The organism is Lysobacter sp. TAB13, assembly GCF_052113885.1.
Lineage (GTDB): Bacteria > Pseudomonadota > Gammaproteobacteria > Xanthomonadales > Xanthomonadaceae > Lysobacter > Lysobacter gummosus.
Window position 1 is genome coordinate 1 of record NZ_JBFRDR010000230.1, and the last position, 432, is coordinate 432.

General features: G+C 67.6%; 1 protein-coding gene. It reads left to right on the forward strand.

What is annotated here, in order from left to right:
* Positions 1-432, forward strand: a 432-nt coding sequence (locus AB4Y92_RS25950) for an autotransporter-associated beta strand repeat-containing protein (RefSeq protein WP_441822237.1), incomplete at both ends; no start/stop codon positions are given.

Below are 432 nucleotides of genomic sequence, written 5' to 3' on the forward strand. Positions count from 1 at the left end.
GAACCTGAGCATCACGCTGGGCGCGAGCGGCTCGATCTCCGGCGGTCTGGATGGCGGGGGCGCCCGCGGAAACGCTATCGCGCTGTCCGGCAACAGCAGCCTGACGGTCGCGACGGCCGGCACCGCCAATCTCACCGGCAACATCGCTCTCGGCGCCGGCACATTGACGCTTGACCAGAGCAACGGTGTCGACATCGCCATCGCCAATGCCATGACCGGCTCGGGCGCCCTCGCCAAGACCGGCTCCGGCACGGTCACCCTCTCCGGCAACAACGACTATTCGGGCGCAACCAACGTCTTGGGTGGGCGTCTGATCGCCGACTCTTCGACCGCATTCTCCGCGAACTCCCATTACGGGGTCGCGGCTGGGGCGACGATCGAAATTGCAAGTGCTGCCGGGTTCGGCGCCACGGTGGGTGCGCTGTCGGGAGC